Below are 15,633 nucleotides of genomic sequence, written 5' to 3' on the forward strand. Positions count from 1 at the left end.
GGATCAGTGCGCGAGCTTGAGACCGATGACCCCGCCGACGATCATCACCAGGAACAGCGCCTTGAGCAGCGAAACCGGTTCCTCACCGGTCGCCATCGCATAGACGACGGTCAGCACCGCGCCGATACCGACCCACACCGCATAGGCGGTCCCGACCGGCAGATCGCGCATCGCATACGCCAGTCCGACCATGCTGGCGACCAGCGCGACCCCGAACACGGCCGTCGGACCCAGCTTGCTGAAACCCTCCGACTTGCCCAGCGCGGTTGCCCACACGGCTTCCAGGACACCGGACACGATCAGAACGATCCACGACATGACGCTCCCTCCGGGCCGTCTTGTCGCGCACCGGGTACAGCACCCCTCGTCCGGGAGTCCTCGATCGGGACTCCGTTCCAACGTGTCACGCCGGGGCGGGGGTGGCAACGTCAGACGCGTCACCACCCCGGAGAACCGGACTCAGCCTGCGAACGCCGCCTTGATCTCCGCGGCGGCCTCGGCGCCGTAGGCGCCTTCGATCCGAGCCAGGGCCGAGTCCGGGTCCCAGGCCCAGTCCTGTGTCGAGACGGTCTCCAGCACCAGCACCGCGACCATCGAGCCGACCTGCGCGGCCCGCTCGAAGTCGAGTCCGCGCGCCAGCGCGGACAGGAACCCGGCGCGGAACCCGTCGCCGACACCGGTGGGGTCGACCTTCTCCGTCTCCGGCACGACGGGGACGTGGATGCGCGTGCCGTCGCGGTCGACGATCTCGACGCCGTCCTTGCCGAGCGTCGTGACGCGCACGCCGACCATCTCCGCGACCTGCGCCTCGGACAATCCGGCCTTCTGACGCAGGAGCCCCCACTCGTACTCGTTGGTGAACAGGTAGGCGGCGCCGTCGATGAGCGTGCGGGTCTGCTCCCCGTCGAGGCGGGCCAGCTGCTGCGACGGGTCCGCCGCGAACGGGATACCGGCGGCCCGGCACTCTTCGGTGTGGCGGATCATCCCGGCCGGATCGTCGGCCCCGATGAGGACGAGGTCGGGCGCCCCGACCTCCGCGATGACCTCGGACAGCACGATCTCGCGGCTCTCGCTCATCGCGCCGGCGTAGAACGTGGCGAGCTGGGCCATCGTCTCATCGGTGGTGCACATGAACCGAGCGGTGTGGTGGGTCTCCGAGACCCGCACGCCGCGGCAGTCGACCCCGTTGGCTTCGAGCCACTTGCGGTAGTCGTGGAAGTCGGACCCGACCGCGCCGACCAGAACGGGCGCACCGCCGAGCTGACCCATCGCGTAGCAGATGTTGCCGCCGACACCGCCGCGCCGAACGACGAGATCCTCCACGAGGAAGCTGAGGGAGATGTGTTCGAGGTGGTCTCCGAGCAGCTGCTCGGAGAACTTGCCCGGGAACTTCATCAGATGGTCGGTTGCGATGGACCCACACACAACGATTGCCACTGGAGATCTCGACCCTTCGATTGGTTGCCCGACGGATGTACCCAGCAGGTGGTCACCTCACCCGGACAGGTGATGACGCAGACAGGTGTCCACGCTACTCACTCATCGGGATACGACACCGGCCGCACCCCAAGTGGGATGCGGCCGGTACCGGAAGTTCGCTGACGTGTACGGCGTCAGTTGAACGAATCGCCGCAGGCGCAACTGCCGGTGGCATTCGGGTTGTCGATGGTGAAGCCCTGCTTCTCGATGGTGTCGACGAAGTCGATGGTGGCACCCTGCACGTAGGGGGCGCTCATGCGGTCGACGGCGAGGGTGACGCCACCGAAATCGGTGGTGATGTCGCCGTCGAGAGTGCGGTCGTCGAAGAAGAGCTGGTATCGCAGGCCCGCGCAACCACCCGGCTGTACGGCGATACGCAGCGCGAGATCGTCGCGGCCCTCCTGGTCGAGCAGCGCCTTGGCCTTCGACGCGGCTGCGTCGCTGAGGATGACGCCGGTGCTCGTGGCTGTGCCCGTTTCGTTCTGCACGGTCATGGATGCTCCTGTAAGTGGTGTGGTCCCGGTGCATCGTGGCCCGATGCCGTGGTTGGGGTGTGCCCTCACGGTCGTTCGGGATTCACCCGCTCGCCGGGAGGTCGACCGGTGTGCCCGTGCGTACAACCGTACTCCTCCCCGTGGTATTCCCGTCCAGTCGGACGGGCGTTTCCGGGAGGTCGGCACCCGATTCGGCGGCACGGCGAGACGTCGAGGTCAGCCCGGACCGTCCGCCGCCCGGAAGTCGGATGCGACCGATGTCGCGAGCACGACGAGCTGGTTCTCCGCATCGTTCATCGCGACCTCGACCGAGCCGGCGATGTCGACGATCGCGTACGCGGCCGCGACACCGGCCGCTCGGATCTCGTCGGGGCCCAAGGCGACCTGACCCGCGAGGACGATCGTCGGCGCACCCGCGCCCCGGGCGCCGATCGTCGAGGCCGCGTCGTGCAGTGCGGCGACCACCTTGCCCCGGAGCGTCTGGGCGTCGAACTTCCCCTCTCCGGTGACCACGAGATCGGCCGCGGCCACCTCGGCCGCCAGCCCGGTCGCCTCCGCGACGACGGTGGCACCGGACACCCGGGTACCGCCGAGCGCGAGCAGCGCCGCACCCAGCCCGCCCGCGGCGCCGGCGCCGGGCTCATCGGCGACATCCCGGTCGGCGAGCGCACTCAACACCTGTGCCCAGTGGGCGAGGCGCGTCTCGAGCAGTTCGACCGTCTCCGGGTCGGCGCCCTTCTGCGGACCGAAGACGGCGGCGGCTCCCGACGGCCCGAGCAGCGGGTTCTCCACATCGGACGCCACCACCAGATCCACACCCCGGAGTCGCTCCCGGGCGCGGTCGCCGCCGCCGAGGGCTTCCACGAGGCCGGCGCCGCCATCGGTCGTCGCACTGCCGCCGAGCCCGATCACGATCCGCTCGGCCCCGCGTGCCAGCGCCGCCGCGACCAGCTCGCCGACTCCGCGGGTATCGGCTGCCGTCGCCGTCCGCGGCGTCGGCGTCCCGCCCAGCTGGTGCAGACCGCACGCCTGGGCGCACTCGATGTATGCGGTCGACGCGTCGTCGAGAAGCCATCGCGCGATGACCCCCGCCCCGAGCGGACCGGACACCGGTTCGGCGATCACGGTCCCGAACCGCGAGGCGAGCACGTCGACGAAGCCGGGTCCGCCATCCGACTGCGCAGCCACGACGAGCTCGTCCCCATGCCGTGCCGCACGCCACCCCCGGGCGATCGCCCGAGCCGCGACCACTGCGGACATGGTGTCACCGAACGAATCCGGCGCGATCAGGATCCGCACCGGGATCCCGCCGTCGGCCCCGTGGGTGCTCCACCGCGCTGCGCGCCGTTCCCGGTCATGAGCACGGAGTGTAAGTGGCCGAACCCGACCCGGCAGCGCGACATCGACGCAGGGCGGATCGGCGAGCCAGCGCGCGACGCCGCGGATGCCGAGTACGCCGGGTGACCACTCGAAAGCGACGACCACGCGTTTGTCTCGCAACATCGATCACCTAGGCTCTACAGCGTGAAGCTGCCATGGAAGAAGGACGACACCCAGGCGGATTCCGGCGACAGCTCGGTCTCCACCTACACCGCCGACGACGAGTCCGGCACCGACGTCGCGCCCTCCACCAAGGGCAGCAAGTACACCCCGGGCAAGGGTCGTCCGACGCCGTCTCGCCGACAGGCCGAGAACAAGCGACGCGGTCCCGTCGCACCGCCCCCGACGAACCGCGCCGAGGCGCGCGCCCGCAAGAAGGAACTGAAGTCCACGCTCTCCAAAGAGGAGAAGCGCGCACTCTCCGCCGAGCGCCGCGAGAAGCGGCTCCAGCAGCGCGAACGGATGATGGCCGGCGACGAGGCCTACCTGATGCCGCGCGACAAGGGCGCCTCGCGGCGCTACACCCGCGACATCGTCGACGCCCGACGCAACTTCGCCGGGCTGTTCATGCCGTTCGCGATCCTGCTGATCGTGCTGATGTTCCTGGTCCCGCAGGCGGCGGCGCTGACCAACCTGATCCTGGTCGCCTTCGTCGTGCTGATGGCGGCCGACGGTGTGATCCTGGGCCGCATGGTCAACCGGCGGGTCGCCGAACGTTTTCCCGAGTCCAGCGACGGCGGTTTCAAGCTGGGCTGGTACGCGTTCACGCGCGCGATGCAGCTGCGCAAGATGCGCGCCCCCAAGCCGATGGTCTCGCCGGGCGACGAAGTCTGATCGATGACCGATCGCGCAGTGCGCACCCTCGTCCTCGGCGGCGTGCGCTCGGGTAAGTCCGCGCACGGAGAGTCGTTGCTCGACGGCCACCGTCAGATCCGCTACCTGGCCACGGGCCCGCTGACGTCCTCCGACGGGGAGTGGATGGACCGGGTCCGGCGCCATCGCGAACGCCGCGACGACCGGTACACGACGATCGAGACGACCGATCTCGGCCAGGCCCTGCGCACCGCGCCCGACATCCCGGCCCTTGTCGACGACCTGGGCAACTGGCTCACCGCGCAGATCGACGCCGTCCACGGATGGACCTCGGGTTCGGAGATCGACCTGGACGGCCGGATCGACGACCTCTGCGATGCCCTGCGCGCGATGTCGGCCGACGTGGTGATCATCAGCCCGGAAGCCGGCCTCTCGCTCGTACCGCCCACCCCCGCCGGCCGGGTGTTCCAGGACCTGCTCGGGACTCTCAACGTCCGGGTCGCCGAGGTGTGCGAGCGCGTCGATCTCGTCGTCGCGGGCCGGGTCCTGCACCTCCCCGCCGGAGCACCCGCCGACGAGTCCGTGGACCGGCACGTAACCGACGCGGACCCGACCGGGAACGCGGGCCCGGCATCGGACACCCCGACGACGACTCCGCCCGCCTCCGACGACCCCACTCCGACACCGCCGAGCACAGCGGCGGCCGCGGTGGCAACCACTTTCGGCTCAGCACCCGAACCTGTTGCGGGCGTGGGTGTCTCGGAACGGCCCCGGCCCGACCCCGCGGATGCCGAGGTGTTCGCACCGATCGCGCCGCCGGACGAGGCGGTCGCGCAGGACGCGCGGAAACGGCAGGCGGTACTCACCAAGCCGCCGGGGTCGCTGGGCCGCGTCGAGGAGATCGGCGTCTGGATCGCCGCATGCCAGGGGCAGTGTCCGCCCGCGCCACTCACCTCCCCCACCGTCGTCGTCTTCGCCGGCGATCACGGAGTCGCGCGCGGCGGGGTGTCGGCGTTCCCACCCGAGGTGACCGCGCAGATGGTCGCCAACATCGCCGCTGGGGGTGCCGCGGTGAACGTGATGGCGGGCCGTGTCGGTGCCGCGGTGAAGGTCGTCGACATGTCCGTCGACGCCGACACTTCGCCGGAACTGTCGCGGTACAAGGTCCGTCGCAGCAGCGAAGACCTCCGCACCACCGACACCATCAGCCTCGCCGAGGCACGCGCGGCGCTGGCCGCCGGCCGTGCCATCGCCGACGACCTCGTCGACTCGGGCACCGACCTCCTCATCGCCGGCGAGATGGGCATCGGCAACACCACCCCGGCGACCGTCCTCATCGGCGCGCTGACCCGGCGCGAGCCGGTCGAGATCGTCGGCCGCGGCACCGGCGTCGACGACGCCGGATGGATGCGGAAGACGGCCGCGATCCGAGACGGAATGCGTCGCGCGCGCAAGGTCATCCACGACCCCCTCGCGCTGCTCGCCGCCGTCGGCGGCGCCGATCTCGCCGCCACCGTCGGCTTCCTCGCCCAAGCGGCGCTGCGTCGGACGCCGGTCATTCTCGACGGCGTGGTGATCACCGCCGCGGCGATGGTCGCCAACGAACTCGCACCGGGCGCGATGCGCTGGTGGATCGCCGGACACCGATCGGTCGAACCCGCCCATCAGATCGCGCTCGACCACCTCGATCTCGTTCCGGTGCTGGACCTCTCGATGCGCCTGGGCGAAGGCAGCGGTGCCGTCCTGGCACTGCCGATCGTGCAATCCGCCGCCGACCTGCTCGGCTCGATGGCCACCTTCGACGAGGCGGGGGTGTCTGACCGGGAGGCCGAGCACGCCACCGTCGAGACGACCTGACGCCGAACCGATTCGAGATGATCTCGCCGATCCGGGCGCTGCGAACCGCGTTCAGCTGGCTCACGGTGGTACCCGTCGGTGGTCACGCAGGCGCTTCCGCACCCAACCGGGAGCTGGGAGCGGCGGTCATGGCGTCGGTCCCGGCGATCGGCGCCGCCCTGGGCGCGGCGTCGGCCGGACTGGCTTTCGGGCTCGCGCAGACCGACCTCCCGGCGCTCACGGCGGGCGTGCTGATCGTCGTGCTGCTCGCCGCCGCCACCCGTGGCATGCACCTCGACGGGCTCGCCGACACCGCGGACGGACTCGGGTGCTACGGGCCGCCCGATCGTGTCACCGAGATCATGCGCAGCGGCACCGTCGGACCGTTCGGCGTCGCGACGCTGGTCCTCACGCTGGCCGTGCAGTCGACCGGGTTCGCCGCGCTCGCGAACGGGTCTCGTTGGTACGACCTCGCTTTCGCGATCGCCCTCGGGCGGTTCGGCGCAGTCGTCGGCACCCGGCGGTCCCTGGAACCGGCCCACCACAACGGTTTCGGCGCCCTGGTCGCGGGGACCCAGCGCACCTCGGTCGCCGCGTGGTTCGTGGTGGCCCTGCTCGCAACCGTGCCGCTCGGACTGTCCGCCAACGGAATCGACGGCGGCCACGTCGAGGTGGCCGCCGTCGTCCAGGGGTGTGCGATCGTGCTGGCCGTGACCGCCTTCGCGTGGTGGTTCACGAGGCACTGCGCTCGCCGGATGGGTGGGATGACCGGCGACGTGCTGGGCGCGACCATCGAACTCGGGGTCGCGATCGGCGTCGTCGGTCTCCTGCTCTGAGGCGTCGTGGCGCCGCTCAGCGGCGGTAGAGCTCCGTCATCCACCCGTGGGTGTCGGCGAACGTCCCGCGCTGGATGCCGGTCAGGGTGTCGCGCAACGCCTGCGTCACCTCACCGGTCTCACCGTTGTTGATGGTGTAGTCCTCGCCCTCACCCTTGACCCGACCGACCGGGGTGATGACCGCGGCGGTGCCACAGGCGAACACCTCGGTGATGTCGCCCGACGCCACGCCCTTGCGAAGCTCTTCGGTGGTGATCTTGCGTTCCTCGACCTCGAAGCCGGCATCGGTGGCCAGCGTCAGCAGCGACGAACGGGTGATGCCGGGCAGCAGTGAGCCCGACAACTCGGGGGTCACCAGCCGGGCGTCGGCGCCTGAGCCGAACACGAAAAACAGATTCATGCCGCCCATCTCCTCGATGAAGCGGCGTTCGATCGCGTCGAGCCACACGACCTGGTCGCACCCCTGCTCGGTGGCCTGCCGCTGGGCGAGGAACGCGGCGGCATAGTTGCCACCGCACTTGGCGAATCCGGTGCCGCCCGGTGCCGCGCGCACATACTCGGTGGACAGCCAGACACTCACCGGCTTGATCCCACCGGCGAAGTAGGCACCCGCCGGCGAGGCGATGACCGAGTAGATGTAGCTGGAGGACGGGGCGTTGACGCCGAGGCTGGCCTGCGACGCGAACATGAACGGACGGAGGTAGAGCGCCTCTTCGCCGCCGGCGGCGGGCACCCACTCGTTGTCGGCCTCGAGCAGGGCCTTGAGCGAGGCGATGAAATCCTCGACCGGCAGCGCGGGCATCGCGAGCCGCTCCGCGCTGCGCTGGAGACGCGCGGCGTTCGCCTCGGGGCGGAACGCGGCGATCGAACCGTCCGGCTGCCGATAGGCCTTGAGCCCCTCGAACACCTCTTGGCCGTAGTGCAGAACCGTGGCCGCGGGGTCGAGGGCGATCGGACCGTACGGCTTCACCGTGGCGTTGTGCCAACCCACCCCTGCGTCGTAATCGATCATCACCATGTTGTCGGTGAAGTGGCGCCCGAATCCGGGGGCGGACAGGATCTCCGCGCGCCGGCCCTCAGACACCGGGTGCGGATGCTCGGTACGGTTGAACTCCAAGGTCATCACGCCATCGTACCGCCGGGCACAAAAGCATTTCCCCGCCCGGTCGGCTGCCCCCGGGGCTGCGTGGGACGTCGCGCGAGGGCCCGCAGGTCACACGTGCGACGGCACGAACGGCGGGATCACGACCTCGCACGCCAGGTCCCGCCCGCGGACGTCGACTACGACCTCGTCGCCTTTGCGCACCCCGGACGCCGTATCGAGCAGGGCCAGTGCGATGCCCTGTTTGAGGGTGGGCGAGAACGTCCCCGACGTACAGGTGCCGATCTGCTGGTCCGTCCCCGCCAGGCGGACCACGCACCCCGCACGCGGTACTCCGCGGCCGGTCGCCCGCAACCCGTACAGACGACGCGTCGGTCCGGCCTCCTTCTCGGCGAGTAGGGCGTCGCGTCCGAAGAACGACGGCTTGTCCCAGCCGACCGCCCAACTCGACCGCGCCTGCACCGGCGAGATGTCGGGCCCCAGCTCGTGGCCGTGCAGGGCGTACCCCATCTCGGTACGCAGGGTGTCTCGTGCGCCCAGGCCGGCGGGCAACCCGCCGGCTGCCGTGATCGCCTCCAGCAGGACGTCGAACACGGCGCCCGCATCGTCCCACCGCGGCACGATCTCGTACCCGCGTTCACCGGTGTATCCGGTGCGGCACACGCGGACCGCTGCCACACCACTGGCGGTCGTCAGGTCGGCGTCGGCGAACGCCATGTACTCCATGTCGGCGGGCAGTCCGAGCCCGGCCAGGATCTCGGGCGACTTCGGCCCCTGCACCGCCAGGACGGCGAGGTCGCGGTGCTGGTCGGTGATCGAGATCCCCTCTGGCGCAACCGCTTGCAGCTGGGCGACCACGGACGCGGTGTTCGCCGCGTTGGGCACCAGGAACACCTCGTGCTCGCCGACGAGGTAGGCGATCAGGTCGTCGACGACGCCGCCGGAGTCGTTGCAGCACAACGTGTATTGGGCTTTGCCGGGGACGATCTTGCCGAGGTCGTTGGTGAGCGTCGAGTTGACGAAGGCCGCCGCACCCGCGCCGGACACCAGTGCCTTGCCGAGGTGGCTGACGTCGAAGATGCCCACGCTCTCCCGCACCGCGGCGTGCTCGGCGACCGTGCCGGAGTAGGACACCGGCATGTTCCAGCCGCCGAACTCGGCGAAGGTGGCCCCCAGTGCGGCATGACGGTCGGCGATCGGCCCGGCGAGGAGTTCACTCATGCCGTCCACGCTATCGGGCGACCCCGCCCGCCGGGCACGGACGCGGCGTTCGTCTGCACGTCCTCCCGCTGGGACTCGGCGCCGCCGGAGCTGTGGCAGAGTTGACCGGGTGAGCAAGAACGACACCGTCGACCGCACGCGCGGCCCCGAACTCGAACTGTCCACCTCGATCGGCAAGGACGACTCCGCCCTGGTCATCGGCCTGATCAGCGCCTCGTCCCCCGACGACGCCGAGAAGGCCGACCCCACAGCCGAACCGACCCTTGCCATCGGCGACGGCATCCTCGACGACGCCCAGGCCGCCGCCATCACCGCCGCTCTCACCGCCCTCGGCGCGACCGGGTCCCACGGCGAGGTCACCCGGACCGCGGCCCCGGAGTCGCTGCCCGTCGACATCGTCGTCGCCGTCGGCCTGGGCGATGCCGACAACCTCGACGACGCCGACCAGGTCCGGCAGGCCGCCGGCGTCGTCGCCCGTGAACTCGACGGTCACGAGTCGGTCGCCACCACGCTCTCGGCCGTCGACCTGGCTGCCGCCGCCGAGGGACTGTTCCTCGGCGCCTACCGGTTCGACGAGTTCCGTTCGGACAAGTCGAAGCCCAAGAAGACTCCGCCGCAACGCATCACGCTGCTGGTCGAATCGAAGTCCAAGGAGGCCAAGGCCGCTGTGGAGCGCGCGGTCGCAGTGGCCGACTCGGTGGCGATCGCCCGCGACTTCGTCAACACCCCGCCGAGCCACCTGTATCCCGAGGAGTTCGCCGCCCGCGCCCGCACCCTCGGCAGCAAGGCCGGGCTCAAGGTCGAGATCCTCGACGACAAGCAGCTGGAGGCGCAGGGTTACGGCGGGATCATCGGCGTCGGCAAGGGCTCGTCCCGGCTGCCGCGCCTCGTCCGGCTGACCCACACCGCGAAGAAGTCGCCGAAGAAGGTCGCGCTCGTCGGCAAGGGCATCACCTTCGACACCGGCGGTATCTCGATCAAACCCGCCGCCAACATGGACGCGATGACCTCGGACATGGGCGGCGCGGCCGCGGTCATCGCGGCGACGATCCTGGCCGCCCGGCTCGATGTCGACGTGACGGTGATCGCCACCGTCCCCATGGCCGAGAACATGCCGTCGTCGACTGCGCAGCGCCCCGGCGACGTGCTCACCCAGTACGGCGGTCGCACGGTCGAGGTCCTCAACACCGATGCCGAGGGACGGCTGATCCTCGCCGATGCCATCGTGCGGGCCTGCGAGGACGATCCCGACTATCTCATCGACACCGCGACCCTGACCGGCGCCCAGATGGTGGCACTCGGCACCCGGACACCGGGCGTCATGGGCACCGACGGGTTCCGCGACCGGGTCGCGGCCCGGTCGGCCGATGTGGGTGAGAACGCCTGGGCGATGCCGCTCCCCGCCGAGCTGCGCGCAGACCTGAAGTCCCGCGTCGCGGACCTGGCGAACGTGACCCCCCACCGCTGGGGCGGGATGCTCGCCGCGGGCATCTTCCTGAAGGAGTTCGTGCCCGAGGACGTGCAGTGGGCCCACATCGACATCGCCGGGCCCGCCTTCAACACCGGCGGCCCGTGGGGTTACACGACGAAGGGCGGTACGGGCGTCCCCGTCCGGACCATCGCGGCCGTACTCGAGGACATCGCCGCGAACGGCTGAGAACACCTCCGGCGAGCCGCGGCCGAGACCGGTGCCGCGGCCGCCGGAGAATCGTTACCGACGAGTACGAGCCGAACCGAGTCGGCGGCTCACCGTACGGGTAGGGTTGGCCGCGGGGATGAGCGGCTGATCCGCCACTCATCTGCGCGGTCTTCAACCGCCTCCCGACCCCCGTGCCCACGGCGCACACACCACTGGGCATCACCTACAGACCACCACGTCGAGTTCAGGAGTTCACAACGATGGCCTTCTCCGTCCAGATGCCCGCCCTTGGTGAAAGTGTCACCGAGGGGACAGTCACCCGGTGGCTGAAGGAGGAGGGCGACACAGTCGAGGCCGACGAGCCGTTGCTCGAGGTGTCGACCGACAAGGTGGACACCGAGATCCCCGCCCCCACTTCGGGTGTGCTGACCAAGATCATCGCGCAGGAGGACGACGTCGTCGAGGTCGGCGGCGATCTCGCCCTGATCGGTGACGCCGACGAGGCCGGTTCCGACGACTCCGGTTCGGCCGATTCCGATTCCGACGCCGCCGGCGGCGACGAGCCGACCGAGGCCGCGCCCGAACCCGAGCCCGAGCAGGCCGCCGAGGAGCCCTCCGTCGACGAGGACGCGCCCGCCGAGAAGCCCACCGCCGACACCGGCTCGGGCTCGGCCGAGGGCACCGACGTGCTCATGCCCGAACTCGGCGAGTCGGTCACCGAGGGGACGGTCACCAACTGGCTGAAGGCCGTCGGCGACGAGGTCGCCGCCGACGAACCCCTGCTCGAGGTCTCCACCGACAAGGTCGACACCGAGATCCCCTCGCCGGTCGCCGGCACCCTGCTCGAGATCCTCGCGCAGGAGGACGACGTGATCGAGGTCGGCGGCAAGCTCGCCGTCATCGGTGATGCCTCGGCGGCTCCGTCGAAGAAGAAGCCCGAGCCGGAACCCGAGCCCGAACCGGAACCCGAGCCCGAGCAGGAGTCCGCGCCGGAGCCGGAGCCCGAGCAGGCGCCGGCCCCCGAGGAAGAGCAGAAGCCGCAGCCGAAGGCCCAGGAGTCCAAGGCCCCCGAGCCCAAGGCACAGGCCGCGGAGAAGTCCGACCCGCCGACCGTCGAGTCGACCCCGTACGTGACGCCGCTGGTGCGCAAGCTCGCCGCGGAGAACAACATCGACCTGAACGCCATCAAGGGCACCGGTGTCGGTGGCCGCATCCGCAAGCAGGACGTGCTCGCCGCGGCCGAGGAGGCCAAGGCCCCGGCGCAGGAGTCCGCCCCGGCCGCCAAGCCCGCGCCATCGTCGGCGCCGGCCGCGTCGTCGGGCTCGCCGGAGATCCGGCCCGAGCTCGCCGAGCTGCGCGGGACGACGCAGAAGATCAACCGCATCCGTCAGATCACCGCGAAGAAGACCCGCGAGTCGCTGCAGCAGAGCGCACAGCTCACCCAGGTCTTCGAGGTCGACATGACCCGCATCGCCGGGCTCCGCAAGGCGGCGAAGGAGAGCTTCAAGGCGTCCGAGGGCGTCAACCTGACGTACCTGCCGTTCATCGCGAAGGCCGTCGTGGAGGCGCTGAAGGCGCATCCCAACGTCAACGCGTCGATCGACGAGGACAAGAAGGAGATCACCTACTACGACAAGGTGCATCTCGGCATCGCCGTCGACACCCCGCAGGGGCTGCTGTCGCCGGTCATCCACAACGCCGACGACCTGTCGATCGCCGGTCTGGCCCGCGCCATCGCCGACATCGCGTCCCGGGCGCGCTCCAACGGCCTCAAGCCCGACGAGCTCGCCGGCGGCACGTTCACCATCACCAACATCGGAAGTCAGGGCGCGCTGTTCGACACCCCGATCCTGGTGCCGCCGCAGGCGGCGATGCTGGGCACCGGCGCGATCGTCAAGCGCCCGGTCGTCATCACCGGTGAGGACGGTTCGGAGTCGATCGCGGTGCGGTCGATGTCCTACCTGCCGCTGACCTACGATCACCGTCTGATCGACGGCGCCGACGCGGGCCGCTTCCTCACCACGGTGAAGAAGCGTCTCGAAGAGGCCGCCTTCGCCGCGGACCTGGGCCTCTAGCCCAGATCTCCTTCAGACGGCACACCGAGGACACAGAATGCGCATCGCCGTCGCCGGATCATCGGGACTCATCGGCAACGCCCTGGTCAACTCGCTGCGCGCGGCGGGCCACACGGTCACACGTCTGGTCCGCCGCGAGGCACGCGCCGATGACGAGTTCAGCTGGGATCCCGAGACGATCGGCGTCCCGCCGGAGAGTCTCGACGGCGTCGAGGCGGTGGTCTCGCTGGGCGGTGTGGGAGTCGGCAACGGTCGGTGGACCGGCCGATTCAAACAGGAGCTCCGGGACTCGCGGATCACCCCCACCGAACTGCTCGCCGAGGCCGTCCGCGATCTCGGCATCCCGACGTTCGTGAGTGCCAGCGCCACGGGCTACTACGGGAACACCGGTGGCCACGCCGCGGTCGAGACCGACGGCCCCGGCGAGGGGTTCCTCGCCGACCTGGTCGTCGACTGGGAGCGCGCCGCCACCGCCGGCGTCGGCGCGGACACGCGTCTGGTCCTGCTCCGCACGGCGCCGGTCCTCAGCACGCACGGCGGCCTGCTGGGCAAACTCCGGCCGTTGTTCAAGCTCGGGCTCGGCGGACCGATAGGTGACGGCAAGCAGTACTTCTCGTGGATCAGCCTCATCGACGAGATCCGCGCCATCGAGTTCCTCCTCGACTCCGACGTGTCCGGGCCGGTGAACCTGAGTTCGCCGGGCGCCGTCCCGTTCGGTGAGTTCACCTCGGCTCTGGGCCGGGCCGTGCACCGCCCGACGATCCTGCAGGTACCCGCCTTCGCGGCGCGTCGGGTCGGCGGCGAGATGGCCGAGGAAATGATTCTGTTCAGTCAGCGCGTTACACCCCAGGTGCTGACCGATCACGGATTCACCTTCACCCATCCCGGTGTCGACGAGGCCCTGGCCTACGCCACCGGTTCCACCAGTCATGACTGAGCGTCCGATCCGCGGGAGTGCGGAACCGGTCGAGGTCCGCCATCTCGGCGTCGTCGACTACCAGACGGCCTATGACCTGCAGCACGGGCTGGCGACCGACCGCGCCGACGGCGTCCTGGACCACGACGTGCTGCTCCTGCTGGAGCATCCGTCCACCTACACCGCGGGCAAGCGCACGGAGGACGCCGACCGGCCCACCAACGGGGCGCCGGTCATCGACGTCGACCGCGGCGGCCGGATCACCTGGCACGGACCGGGACAACTCGTCGGCTATCCGATCGTGAAGCTCGCCGAGCCGCTCGACGTCGTCGAGTACGTCCGTCGCCTCGAGGCGGCCCTCATCTCGGTCTGCGCCCGTCTCGGCGTGACCACCGGCCGCGTCGAAGGACGTTCGGGCGTGTGGATCACCGACGACGCCGGTGAACGCAAACTCGGACAGATCGGTATCCGCGTGGCACGCGGGGTGGCCCTGCACGGATTCGCACTCAACATCGACCCCGACATGTCGGCGTTCGAGGCGATCGTCCCCTGCGGGATCGCCGACGCCGGGGTCACGTCCCTGGCGCGCGAACTCGGCCGGCCGTTGTCGGTGGCCTCTCTGCTCGACGTCACCGCCGATGCCGTACTCGCCGCCCTCGACGCCACCGCGAACCCGGTCGCGTCGGCACAGTCCTCTCCATCCTCTACTGCGAGCGTAGGATCGATCCAGTGACCGCGTCCCCCATCACCCCCGGACCCGGTGCCCCCGAAGCCACACCCTCGGCCTCGGCATCCGCACCACAGACCCCGACCCCGGCCCCCGAGGGCCGCAAGCTGCTCCGCCTCGAGGTGCGCAACGCGCAGACCCCCATCGAGCGCAAGCCGGAGTGGATCCGCACCCGCGCGACGATGGGCCCGGAGTTCACCGAACTCAAGGGCCTGGTCAAGCGCGAGGGTCTGCACACCGTCTGCGAAGAGGCCGGCTGTCCCAACATCTACGAATGCTGGGAAGACCGCGAGGCGACCTTCCTCATCGGCGGCGAGCAGTGCACCCGACGCTGCGACTTCTGCCAGATCGACACCGGCAAGCCCGCCGAACTCGACCGCGACGAACCCCGCCGCGTCGCCGAGAGCGTCCAGGCGATGGGCCTGCGCTACTCGACCATCACCGGCGTCGCCCGCGACGACCTGCCCGACGAGGGTGCCTGGCTCTACGCCGAGACCGTCCGCGCGATCCACCGCCTCAACCCCGGTACCGGTGTAGAAAACCTCATCCCCGACTTCCACGCCAAGCCCGACCTGCTGGCCGAGGTCTTCGACGCCCGGCCCGAGGTACTGGCGCACAACCTCGAGACCGTGCCGCGCATCTTCAAGCGCATCCGCCCGGCCTTCCGCTACGAGCGGTCTCTCGAAGTCCTCACCGCCGCACGTGATTTCGGATTGGTGACGAAGTCGAACCTGATCCTCGGGATGGGCGAGACCCCGCAGGAGGTGCAGTCGGCGATCGTGGATCTGCATGAGGCGGGCTGCGACATCCTGACCATCACGCAGTACCTGCGTCCCTCGCCGCGGCATCATCCGGTCGAGCGGTGGGTCAAGCCCGAGGAGTTCGTCGATCACTCCGAGTTCGCCGAGGAAGTCGGATTCGCCGGCGTCATGGCGGGTCCGCTCGTGCGGTCGTCGTACCGGGCGGGCCGCCTGTACGCGCAGGCGATGGCCCATCACGGCCGCGAGATCTCACCGGCTCTCGCGCACCTGGCGGCCGAGGGATCGGCCAGCCAGGAGGCCTCCAGCCTGATGGCACGCCTCGCCCGCTGACGCCCCGCGCGTCCGGTGATCATC

General features: G+C 70.2%; 14 protein-coding genes and 1 riboswitch. Of the genes, 8 read left to right on the plus strand and 6 right to left on the minus strand.

Annotation, left to right across the window (positions count from 1 at the left end):
- Nucleotides 1–3: 3 nt before the first annotated feature.
- The 4 genes from GR168_RS14720 to GR168_RS14735 all read right to left on the minus strand — a co-directional run bounded on the left by GR168_RS14720 (nt 4) and on the right by GR168_RS14735 (nt 3,272).
- Nucleotides 4–318: a multidrug efflux SMR transporter gene (locus tag GR168_RS14720; RefSeq protein WP_068972093.1), complete on the minus strand. Its 315-nt coding sequence runs from the start codon at nt 316–318 to the stop codon at nt 4–6.
- 9 nt (nt 319–327) lie between these two features.
- A riboswitch (guanidine-III (ykkC-III) riboswitch) is annotated at nt 328–394 on the minus strand.
- Nucleotides 395–459: 65 nt separating this feature from the next.
- On the minus strand, nt 460–1,437 hold the full coding sequence (locus GR168_RS14725) for a carbohydrate kinase family protein (RefSeq protein ID WP_203235859.1): 978 nt from the start codon (nt 1,435–1,437) through the stop codon (nt 460–462).
- Nucleotides 1,438–1,613: 176 nt separating this feature from the next.
- Nucleotides 1,614–1,973 (minus strand): iron-sulfur cluster assembly accessory protein, encoded by a 360-nt coding sequence (locus GR168_RS14730; protein WP_058253100.1) that lies wholly within the window; start codon nt 1,971–1,973, stop codon nt 1,614–1,616.
- Nucleotides 1,974–2,189: 216 nt separating this feature from the next.
- Nucleotides 2,190–3,272, minus strand: coding sequence for a glycerate kinase (locus GR168_RS14735; protein ID WP_159371941.1), 1,083 nt, complete (start codon nt 3,270–3,272; stop codon nt 2,190–2,192).
- A gap of 225 nt (nt 3,273–3,497) precedes the next feature.
- On the opposite strand from GR168_RS14735, the gene GR168_RS14740 reads away from it, so the two are divergent.
- Genes GR168_RS14740 through GR168_RS14750 form a run of 3 tightly spaced genes read left to right on the plus strand, consistent with a single transcriptional unit; the run spans nt 3,498 to nt 6,838 of the window.
- Nucleotides 3,498–4,187, plus strand: a complete 690-nt coding sequence (locus GR168_RS14740; protein ID WP_058253102.1) for a DUF3043 domain-containing protein — start codon at nt 3,498–3,500, stop codon at nt 4,185–4,187.
- Between the two features lie 3 nt (nt 4,188–4,190).
- Nucleotides 4,191–6,023: a nicotinate-nucleotide--dimethylbenzimidazole phosphoribosyltransferase gene (cobT, locus tag GR168_RS14745; RefSeq protein ID WP_159371064.1), complete on the plus strand. Its 1,833-nt coding sequence runs from the start codon at nt 4,191–4,193 to the stop codon at nt 6,021–6,023.
- Between the two features lie 17 nt (nt 6,024–6,040).
- Nucleotides 6,041–6,838, plus strand: a complete 798-nt coding sequence (locus GR168_RS14750; RefSeq protein WP_078112799.1) for an adenosylcobinamide-GDP ribazoletransferase — start codon at nt 6,041–6,043, stop codon at nt 6,836–6,838.
- 16 nt (nt 6,839–6,854) lie between these two features.
- Here GR168_RS14750 and GR168_RS14755 read toward each other — a convergent pair whose 3' ends face one another.
- Both GR168_RS14755 and gcvT read right to left on the minus strand, forming a co-directional pair.
- Nucleotides 6,855–7,961 carry a branched-chain amino acid aminotransferase gene (locus tag GR168_RS14755; protein WP_058253105.1) on the minus strand — a complete coding sequence of 369 codons (1,107 nt, stop codon included), beginning with the start codon at nt 7,959–7,961 and terminating at the stop codon, nt 6,855–6,857.
- Nucleotides 7,962–8,051: 90 nt separating this feature from the next.
- Nucleotides 8,052–9,161 carry a glycine cleavage system aminomethyltransferase GcvT gene (gcvT, locus tag GR168_RS14760; RefSeq protein ID WP_159371065.1) on the minus strand — a complete coding sequence of 370 codons (1,110 nt, stop codon included), beginning with the start codon at nt 9,159–9,161 and terminating at the stop codon, nt 8,052–8,054.
- A gap of 109 nt (nt 9,162–9,270) precedes the next feature.
- On the opposite strand from gcvT, the gene GR168_RS14765 reads away from it, so the two are divergent.
- The 5 genes from GR168_RS14765 (at nt 9,271) to lipA (ending at nt 15,609) form a co-directional block, all read left to right on the plus strand.
- The gene (locus GR168_RS14765; protein ID WP_078112798.1) at nt 9,271–10,818 is read left to right on the plus strand and encodes a leucyl aminopeptidase; all 1,548 of its coding nucleotides are present in this window, start codon (nt 9,271–9,273) and stop codon (nt 10,816–10,818) included.
- 242 nt (nt 10,819–11,060) lie between these two features.
- A complete protein-coding gene (gene sucB / locus GR168_RS14770; RefSeq protein ID WP_078112797.1) occupies nt 11,061–12,875 on the plus strand; it encodes a 2-oxoglutarate dehydrogenase, E2 component, dihydrolipoamide succinyltransferase in 1,815 nt (604 codons plus the stop codon).
- Nucleotides 12,876–12,912: 37 nt separating this feature from the next.
- Nucleotides 12,913–13,812 carry a TIGR01777 family oxidoreductase gene (locus GR168_RS14775; RefSeq protein ID WP_159371066.1) on the plus strand — a complete coding sequence of 300 codons (900 nt, stop codon included), beginning with the start codon at nt 12,913–12,915 and terminating at the stop codon, nt 13,810–13,812.
- A complete protein-coding gene (gene lipB / locus GR168_RS14780; protein WP_159371067.1) occupies nt 13,805–14,524 on the plus strand; it encodes a lipoyl(octanoyl) transferase LipB in 720 nt (239 codons plus the stop codon). The genes GR168_RS14775 and lipB overlap by 8 nt, the downstream gene beginning before the upstream one ends.
- Nucleotides 14,521–15,609 carry a lipoyl synthase gene (gene lipA, locus GR168_RS14785; protein ID WP_068971687.1) on the plus strand — a complete coding sequence of 363 codons (1,089 nt, stop codon included), beginning with the start codon at nt 14,521–14,523 and terminating at the stop codon, nt 15,607–15,609. Before lipB ends, lipA begins: the two co-directional genes overlap by 4 nt.
- Nucleotides 15,610–15,633: the final 24 nt, after the last annotated feature.

Origin of the sequence: Gordonia sp. JH63 (genome assembly GCF_009856645.1) — a bacterium.
GTDB classification, from domain to species: domain Bacteria; phylum Actinomycetota; class Actinomycetes; order Mycobacteriales; family Mycobacteriaceae; genus Gordonia; species Gordonia hongkongensis.

What these genes read in the sequence shown, in the direction of transcription:
- GR168_RS14720 (WP_068972093.1), bottom strand. Translation starts at nt 318, where the DNA reads ATGTCGTGGATCGTTCTGATCGTGTCCGGTGTCCTGGAAGCCGTGTGG.
- GR168_RS14730 (WP_058253100.1), bottom strand. Translation starts at nt 1,973, where the DNA reads ATGACCGTGCAGAACGAAACGGGCACAGCCACGAGCACCGGCGTCATC.
- cobT (WP_159371064.1), top strand. Translation starts at nt 4,191, where the DNA reads ATGACCGATCGCGCAGTGCGCACCCTCGTCCTCGGCGGCGTGCGCTCG.
- GR168_RS14750 (WP_078112799.1), top strand. Translation starts at nt 6,041, where the DNA reads ATGATCTCGCCGATCCGGGCGCTGCGAACCGCGTTCAGCTGGCTCACG.
- GR168_RS14755 (WP_058253105.1), bottom strand. Translation starts at nt 7,961, where the DNA reads ATGACCTTGGAGTTCAACCGTACCGAGCATCCGCACCCGGTGTCTGAG.
- gcvT (WP_159371065.1), bottom strand. Translation starts at nt 9,161, where the DNA reads ATGAGTGAACTCCTCGCCGGGCCGATCGCCGACCGTCATGCCGCACTG.
- sucB (WP_078112797.1), top strand. Translation starts at nt 11,061, where the DNA reads ATGGCCTTCTCCGTCCAGATGCCCGCCCTTGGTGAAAGTGTCACCGAG.
- GR168_RS14775 (WP_159371066.1), top strand. Translation starts at nt 12,913, where the DNA reads ATGCGCATCGCCGTCGCCGGATCATCGGGACTCATCGGCAACGCCCTG.
- lipB (WP_159371067.1), top strand. Translation starts at nt 13,805, where the DNA reads ATGACTGAGCGTCCGATCCGCGGGAGTGCGGAACCGGTCGAGGTCCGC.